Origin of the sequence: Streptomyces flavofungini, assembly GCF_041028215.1 — a bacterium.
GTDB classification, from domain to species: domain Bacteria; phylum Actinomycetota; class Actinomycetes; order Streptomycetales; family Streptomycetaceae; genus Streptomyces; species Streptomyces flavofungini_B.
In genome coordinates, this window is the sequence record NZ_JASKYR010000408.1 from 1 (window position 1) to 7,127 (window position 7,127).

A 7,127-nucleotide genomic window follows, 5' to 3' on the forward strand; every position below is an offset into this window, starting at 1 on the left:
GTACTGCGGGTGGGTGCGGGACAGGAAGGGGACGGCGGTGGCGGCGGCGAGCGCCGCGATGAGGACGATGTTGTCCCGGACGGGCTCGGTGACCGGGATGTTCGGCAGCATCATCGTGGCGGGCAGCGTCGAGACCAGGATGACCGCGACCGGCCACATGAGACGGTCGCACTGGCGTCGGCCGACCCGTCCGACCACCGCGAAGAGCACCCACAGCAGCTGGTGCTGCCAGGTCGTCGGCGACACCACCACCACGACGCAGCCGGTGACCGCGACGGCGAGCAGCAGCTGCCCGTCCCGGGCGTAGCGCACCGCGCGGCGCAGGCCAAGGACGGCGACGGCCGTGCCGAGCAGCAGGAACAGGGCGATCTCCGCCGGACCCGCGAGGCCAAGGCGGAGCAGCATGCCGTGCAGTGACTGGTTGGCGGTGGCGTCCGGGCTTGCGCCCAGGCCCGCGCCCGCCAGGTGGTGGATCCAGTAGGTCCAGGAGTCGTGCGGCATGGCCGCCCAGGCGAGCGCCGTGCAGGCGGCGAAGCCCGCGGCGGCGGAGGTGGCGGCGTGTCGGCGCCCCGTGCACCACAGGAGGACGGCGAAGAGCAGCATGGTCGGCTGGAGCGCCGCGCCGACGCCGATCAGGACGCCGCTGGTGCGTTCGCCGCGTACGGCGAAGAGTCCGAGCAGCACCAGGAGGACCGGCAGAATGCTGGTCTGTCCGAGGTGGAGGGTGTTGCGGACCGGGAGGGAGAGGATGAGCAGGCTGATCGCGACGGGCGCGGCCAGCAGGGAGGTGCGCCGGGAGACCGGCTGCGGCAGGGCGCGGGCGGCCACCAGGCCCAGGGCGACGACCAGGCCGAGCGTGCCGAAGGTCCACCCCCAGCCGAGCGCCTGTTCCCCGGAGCGGGCCAGCGGCTTGAGCACAAGACCGGCGAACGGCGTGCCGGTGAACCGGTCGGCGTCGTAGAGGGAGCCCTTGACGTGCAGGACGCCCTCCGGCCCGATCCAGGTCTCCAGATCGGTGAGGCGCTCCCCTCTGGGGGTGCTCAGGACGGCGGCCACCTGCCGGACCGCCAGAACCGCCGCGATCAGCCACAGAACGGCGCGCGCCGCCCCGATCCGCGCCCCGGGGCCGCCGCTCCGCCCGGCTCCCAGGGCATCGCCCGGTCCGCTGTGCTCGACATTCGCCACGCCCCGACGGCCCTCCCGTCCGGATTCGTCCCGCTATCGGCTCTGCCTCCTGAGACGCGCGCAACCGCCCGTTCGCCTGGCAGCCACCCCCCGCTTTCTATCGGCTTTCGGGGCAGATCGCCCAGCCAAAACGCGCCGGACCCCCACTTACGCGACAGTCGGTGACCGTTGATCACAAAAAGAACATGTGCTCCCTGAGCAGCGGTTCCCGTCCCGCCCCGCGACATAGATCACAGAGACAGCCCGTTTGCACCATCGAAAGCAAGGCCGTTTGACCTGCATAGGAGCACTTTCGGTGCGCTAAGCGGCGAAATGGCCACCGAACGTGATGATGGCCGATGCACCTATGGTCGATTTCGGGCCGCCCCGGTTTCCTCGGGCGGCCCCGTCTCTGTCGTCGACCGAAAGCAGGCGAGCGAACCCTTGGCGAGCGCCACCTCCATCGCCCTCCGCAAGCCCGAGCAGCCCGCACCCGGGCCCGTCCCCGGGCCCGCGGACCCAGCGGCACCGGACGCCACGGCAGGCGTCACCGTGACCGACCCGGCGATGGTCCGGCGCGCGGTGAAGGCGGCGGCCCTCGGCAACGCGATGGAGTGGTTCGACTTCGGCGTCTACAGCTATATCGCCGTGACGCTCGGCAAGGTCTTCTTCCCCTCGGGGAATCCGACGGCCCAGCTCCTCTCCACCTTCGGCGCCTTCGCCGCGGCCTTTCTGATCCGGCCGCTCGGCGGCATGGTCTTCGGCCCGCTCGGCGACCGCGTGGGCCGCCAGAAGGTGCTCGCGCTGACCATGATCATGATGGCCGCGGGCACGTTCGCGATCGGCCTGATCCCGTCGTACGCGTCGATCGGCGTGGGCGCGCCGGTGCTGCTCCTCCTCGCCCGCCTCGTGCAGGGCTTCTCCACGGGCGGCGAGTACGCGGGCGCCTCGACCTTCATCGCGGAGTACTCCCCCGACAAGAAGCGGGGCTTCCTCGGCAGCTGGCTGGAGTTCGGCACCCTGGCGGGCTACATCGGCGGCGCGGGCCTGGTCACCCTCATGACCGCGCTTCTCTCCACCGACGACCTCCTCTCCTGGGGCTGGCGCATCCCGTTCCTCATCGCGGGCCCGATGGGTCTGATCGGCCTCTACCTGCGGATGCGCCTGGAGGAGACCCCGGCGTTCGCCGCCGAGCTGGAGAAGGCCCACAAGGACGAGCAGACCCGCGCGAAGGTCCGGCTGCGCGACATGGTCGCCGGACAGTGGAAGGCGCTGCTCCTGTGCATGGGCCTGGTCCTGGTCTTCAACGTCACGGACTACATGCTGCTCTCGTACATGCCCAGCTACCTCACCAGCGAGCTCAAGTACGACGAGACCCACGGCCTGCTCGTCATCCTGGCGGTGATGGCCCTGATGATGTGCGCCCAGCCGTTCGTCGGCGCGCTGACCGACCGGGTGGGCCGCCGTCCGGTGATCGCGGCAGGCTGCGCGGGCTTCCTCGCCCTGTCGGTCCCCGCCCTGCTCCTGATCCGCAACGGCTCGCTCTGGGCGATCGGCCTCGGTCTCGCCTCCCTCGGCCTGCTCCTGGTCTGCTTCACGGCCTCGATGCCGTCGACCCTCCCCGCCCTCTTCCCGACGAAGGTCCGCTACGGCTCGCTCTCGATCGGCTTCAACATCTCCGTCTCGGTCTTCGGCGGCACGACCCCGCTGATCGTGACGGCCCTGATCGGCGCGACGGGCGACAAGATGATGCCCGCGTACTACATGATGGCGGCGGCCGTGGTGGGCGGCATCGCGGTCTGGTACATGACGGAGTCGGCCGGCAAGCCGCTCCCCGGCTCACCCCCGGCGGTGGAAGGCTGACCCCGCACACCTCGGGCGTGCGACGAGGCCAGGCCCGCCCGGCGTACCCGCCTCAGTACGCGAACCACCAGACAACGGCCCCCGGCCCGAGTAGGCTCCTTAGCGAAACTAACTAGGCAGTCGAAGGGATCGAACACCCACATGAGCCAGCAGCAGTGGAACGCCGTCGACGACTACTTCACCGACCTGCTCGCCCCCGCCGACGAGGCGCTCTCCGCCGCACTGCGCGACAGCGACGCGGCCGGTCTGCCCCACATCAACGTGGCCCCGAACCAGGGCAAGCTGCTCCAGCTCCTCGCCCAGGTCCAGGGCGCGCGCCGCATCCTGGAGATCGGCACGCTCGGCGGCTACAGCACGATCTGGCTGGCCCGCGCCCTGCCGGAGGGCGGCGACCTCGTCACCCTGGAGTACGCCCCCGCGCACGCCGACGTGGCCCGCGCCAACATCGCCCGCGCCGGTCTGGACAAGGTCGTCGACATCCGGGTGGGCCCCGCCCTCGACTCGCTCGCCCAGATCGGCGCCGAACACACCGAGGGCACCGAAGGCGCGGACGCCCCCGCCCCGTTCGACTTCGTCTTCATCGACGCCGACAAGGCCAACAACGCGCACTACGTGGAGTGGGCGGTCAAGCTCACCCGCCCCGGCAGCCTCATCGTCCTCGACAACGTCGTACGGAGCGGCGCCGTCACCGACGCCGCGAGCACCGACGCGAGCGTGCGCGGCACCCGGAGCGCGCTCGAACTCTTCGCGCAGCACCCGAAGTTGAGCGGCACCGCCGTGCAGACGGTGGGCTCCAAGGGCTACGACGGCTTCGCGATCGCCCGCGTACTGGCCTGACATCCCCAGGCGGGGCGAGCGGGCTCCGCGTCCGCCGGAGCCCTCAACTCTCGTGGAAGTAGCCGACGTTCACGCTGCGCGGCCCCGATCTGTCCTGGATGACGACCTCTCCCGAGGCGCCCCGGCCGAGCGGCGCCACTCCTCCGTAGGCGAGGGGCCGCGCCGCGCCGCCGGAGACGACCCGGACCTCCGAGGCGGGGTCCGGGCTGGAGCCGCGCACCCAGGTCACGGACCAGCCCCCGTCGGGGCCGCAGCGGAACTCCAGATGCGTGCGGGACACGAACAGCCAGTCGTCGGGCGTCACCAGACGGCAGACGCTGCCGTCCCGCCCCACGCGCAGCACCGCACCCGGCTCGCTCGGCGCGTCGGCCATGAGCATGCCCGCGGTCGCGCCCGCGTCCGCCCCGGAGACCGAGGCCATCGTCAGCTCAAGCACGTCACTACGCTCCTTCGACTCGGTGCGGTGAGAGCACGCCCGGCTCTCTCGCGCTGCCGCATTTTAGGTCGCGTCCACGGGTGGGCGCACGGCCTTCCCGGGACGGGGGGTGTCCCGGAATCCCCCGCCGGGGCCGCTGCGTCCGGGCGCCTTCGCCGGGGGGCCGTTTGACGGCCGACTTCCGGGCAACTCGTCTGGAGGACAGTCGTCGGGGCAGTACGCCGATAACGCCACGGCGCCTCAAGGCCCACCCCCCGGGAAGGCACCCAACACATGTCCTCAGTCATGATCATTGTTCTGATCGCGGTCGTCGTCGTCATCGCCGCCGCCGTGCTCGCCGTGCTGAACCGCGGGCGGCTGCGTGCGGGCGGCGGGCAGAGCCTGAAGCGGCGGTTCGGCCCCGAGTACGACCACGCGGTCGCCCGCCACGACGGCGACACCAAAGCGGCCGAGCGCGACCTCGGTGACCGCGTGAAGCGCCACGGCCACCTGCGGGCACGGCCGTTGGAGCCCGCGGCACGCGAGCAGTTCACCGCCCGCTGGAACCTCGCCCAGGAGCGCTTCGTCGACTCCCCGCGGCAGGCCGTGGCCGAGGCGGACCACCTCATCGCGGAGCTGGCGGGCGCCCGCGGCTTCCCCGACAGCGGCCACTACGAGGACCAGCTCGACGCACTGTCGGTGCACCACGCCCACCACGTCCACGGCTACCGCAGGGTGCACCGCGCGACGCTCGACACCTCGGCCACCGAACAGAGCGCGGCCGACACCGAGGAACTGCGCGCCGCCATGGTCGAGGCGCGGACGCTCTTCGAGGCCCTGATGGCGGAGGGCGACGACCACGGCCACTCCACCGCACGCACCGGCAAGCACCTGACCGAGAAGCGCTCGACCGGCATCACCCGAAGGGGAGTGCAGCATGGCTGACACCACTCTGTTCCCGTCCGAGGAGCGCGACAAGCTGACCCTGCGTCTCCAGAACGCCGTCAACGGCTTCGTGGACGCCCCGCGCGGCGCGGTCGAGGAGGTCGACAGCGTCCTGGAGGACGCGATCGCCCGCCTCACGGACACCCTGGCGGAACGCCGCCGCACCCTGCGTACGTCCTGGCAGGCCACCCCGGCCCGGGGCACGGAAGCCCCGTCGCCGGGCATCGCCCCCGGCGCCGTACCCGGCGAGGCCTCGGGGACCGGCGTCGCACCGGGCGGCACCCCGGCCGTCGGGCTCGCCCCCGGCGAGACCGCGGCCCCCGGCCACGGCGGAGCCGCGGGCGTGGCCCCGGGCGACGCGCTGCCCACCGAGGGCGGTCACGCCGAGGCGGCGACCACGGACACCGAACAGCTCCGCCTGGCCCTGCGCGACTACCGCGAGACGGCCGAGCGCCTGCTGCGGATCTGAGACCGGACCGGCCCCAGGAACACCTCGGGGGCGTCGGGGCGAACCGCCCCGGCGCCCCCGACCGGTGTCCGCGCACCGCGTTGCGGCAAAGCGCCGTGAACTCCCCTGCCACGGCCCTACGGTGGACTCCTCGTGCGGTGTGAAGGGGGCTGGCCCATGTCCGAAGGAGAGATCCCGCGGAGACGCCACCGGTCGCGGCGCAACGCGCTGGCGGTGGCCGTGGCGATCGGCCTGCTGGCCGGAGTGGCCGGCGGCTTCGCCGCGCACGGACTGTGGCCGGACGACGCACCCGCCGAAGGACGTCCCCGCCCGTCGTCCACAGCCTCCCCCGAGGCCGGTCCGGCGGCCGGAGCGATCCGCTCGGCGATGCTGGCCCAGCGCAGGGTGGGCGTCTCTGTCTACGCCCGCGAAAGCGGCGACGAGGACTTCTTCACCGGCCAGGCCCGCCTGGACCTGGTCGACGCGACCACCGCGCGGGCGGCGACGCACGTCCTGTACGACATGGGCGAGGGCCACGGCTGGTACCCGCCGGAGATCGTCCTGATCGGCGAGCGCGCGGCGATCACCCCCGCCGAGGAGATGACGGACCCCGAGCTCGGCCGGGACGGCGCGTACCGCACCGAGCCGGACGCGTACGCGGCGGCGCGGGACGACGTGGCGGTGCGCAACGCCCTGGAGACCCGGTGGCTGGCCCAGCCCGCCCACCTGGTCGCGCTCCTGGACCACGCCCCCGACCTGCGCACCCGGCGCTCGGGCACGACCCGCACCCTCACCGGAGGCGCCCCGCTGAGCGCACTCGCCGACGACCCCTCCATCGGCCGCTTCTACGCCCCGTACGAGACCGCCCGCCCCGACGGCACGGTCCGCTTCACCCTGACGGTGACGGCGCGGAACCTGCCGAAGTCCCTCAGGACGGCGGTGCCGAGGAGCGGTTCCGCCACGGACGACTTCAGCGTGACGTACCGCGACTGGTCCCGCGGCGCCGCGATCACCGCCCTCCCGGGCCCCACACCGTCCCCGCAGTGGACCGCCAGGGACTGACCCGCGCCGCACCGACCGCGCCGCACCCGCCCGCGGTGCCTTGCGGCAGGATGGACGGCATGAGCATCGTGAAGATCAACGCCCTCACCGTCCCCGACGAGCAGCGTGAAGTCCTGGAGAAGCGCTTCGCCTCCCGCGCGGGCTCGGTGGAGAACTCCGACGGCTTCGAGTGGTTCGAGCTGCTCCGCCCGGTCGAAGGCACCGACCAGTACCTCGTCTACACCCGCTGGCGCGACGAGGCCTCCTTCCAGGCGTGGATGGAGGGCCCCATGAAGGCCGCGCACCAGGGCGGCGGTCAAGGCGGTGGCGAAGGCGGCGGTGAGCGGCCGAAGCCCGCCGCTTCGGGGTCCACCGTGTGGAGCTTCGAGGTCGTCCAGCAGGCCGCGCCCAAGA

Annotated in this window: 8 protein-coding genes; 6 read left to right on the forward strand and 2 right to left on the reverse strand. The window is 72.6% G+C overall.

From position 1 onward, the window contains the following. Positions 1–1,185, reverse strand: a 1,185-nt coding sequence (locus AB8Z36_RS25205) for a glycosyltransferase family 87 protein (protein ID WP_369215661.1), incomplete at its 3' end; no start/stop codon positions are given. 312 nt (positions 1,186–1,497) lie between these two features. Between AB8Z36_RS25205 and proP the strand changes: the two genes are divergently transcribed. Together proP and AB8Z36_RS25215 are read left to right on the forward strand one after the other, a co-directional pair. Further along, positions 1,498–3,027, forward strand: coding sequence for a glycine betaine/L-proline transporter ProP (gene proP, locus AB8Z36_RS25210; protein WP_440581990.1), 1,530 nt, complete (start codon positions 1,498–1,500; stop codon positions 3,025–3,027). 141 nt (positions 3,028–3,168) lie between these two features. Beyond that, a complete protein-coding gene (locus AB8Z36_RS25215) occupies positions 3,169–3,864 on the forward strand; it encodes an O-methyltransferase (RefSeq protein WP_369215663.1) in 696 nt (231 codons plus the stop codon). Between the two features lie 43 nt (positions 3,865–3,907). Here AB8Z36_RS25215 and AB8Z36_RS25220 read toward each other — a convergent pair whose 3' ends face one another. Further along, positions 3,908–4,300, reverse strand: coding sequence for a hypothetical protein (locus AB8Z36_RS25220; RefSeq protein WP_369215664.1), 393 nt, complete (start codon positions 4,298–4,300; stop codon positions 3,908–3,910). 273 nt (positions 4,301–4,573) lie between these two features. On the opposite strand from AB8Z36_RS25220, the gene AB8Z36_RS25225 reads away from it, so the two are divergent. The 4 genes from AB8Z36_RS25225 to AB8Z36_RS25240 form a co-directional block, all read left to right on the forward strand. Beyond that, positions 4,574–5,224, forward strand: coding sequence for a hypothetical protein (locus AB8Z36_RS25225; RefSeq protein WP_369215665.1), 651 nt, complete (start codon positions 4,574–4,576; stop codon positions 5,222–5,224). Continuing rightward, a complete protein-coding gene (locus AB8Z36_RS25230; RefSeq protein WP_369215666.1) occupies positions 5,217–5,693 on the forward strand; it encodes a hypothetical protein in 477 nt (158 codons plus the stop codon). The genes AB8Z36_RS25225 and AB8Z36_RS25230 overlap by 8 nt, the downstream gene beginning before the upstream one ends. 156 nt (positions 5,694–5,849) lie before the next feature. Next, positions 5,850–6,734: a hypothetical protein gene (locus tag AB8Z36_RS25235; protein WP_369215667.1), complete on the forward strand. Its 885-nt coding sequence runs from the start codon at positions 5,850–5,852 to the stop codon at positions 6,732–6,734. Positions 6,735–6,793: 59 nt separating this feature from the next. Further along, positions 6,794–7,127, forward strand: a 334-nt coding sequence (locus AB8Z36_RS25240; RefSeq protein ID WP_369215668.1) for an antibiotic biosynthesis monooxygenase family protein, incomplete at its 3' end; no start/stop codon positions are given.

Bases quoted from the DNA above. Each gene is read 5' to 3' on its own strand.
- AB8Z36_RS25230 (WP_369215666.1), top strand. From the start codon at position 5,217: ATGGCTGACACCACTCTGTTCCCGTCCGAGGAGCGCGACAAGCTGACC.
- AB8Z36_RS25225 (WP_369215665.1), top strand. From the start codon at position 4,574: ATGTCCTCAGTCATGATCATTGTTCTGATCGCGGTCGTCGTCGTCATC.
- AB8Z36_RS25235 (WP_369215667.1), top strand. From the start codon at position 5,850: ATGTCCGAAGGAGAGATCCCGCGGAGACGCCACCGGTCGCGGCGCAAC.
- proP (WP_440581990.1), top strand. From the start codon at position 1,498: ATGGCCACCGAACGTGATGATGGCCGATGCACCTATGGTCGATTTCGG.
- AB8Z36_RS25215 (WP_369215663.1), top strand. From the start codon at position 3,169: ATGAGCCAGCAGCAGTGGAACGCCGTCGACGACTACTTCACCGACCTG.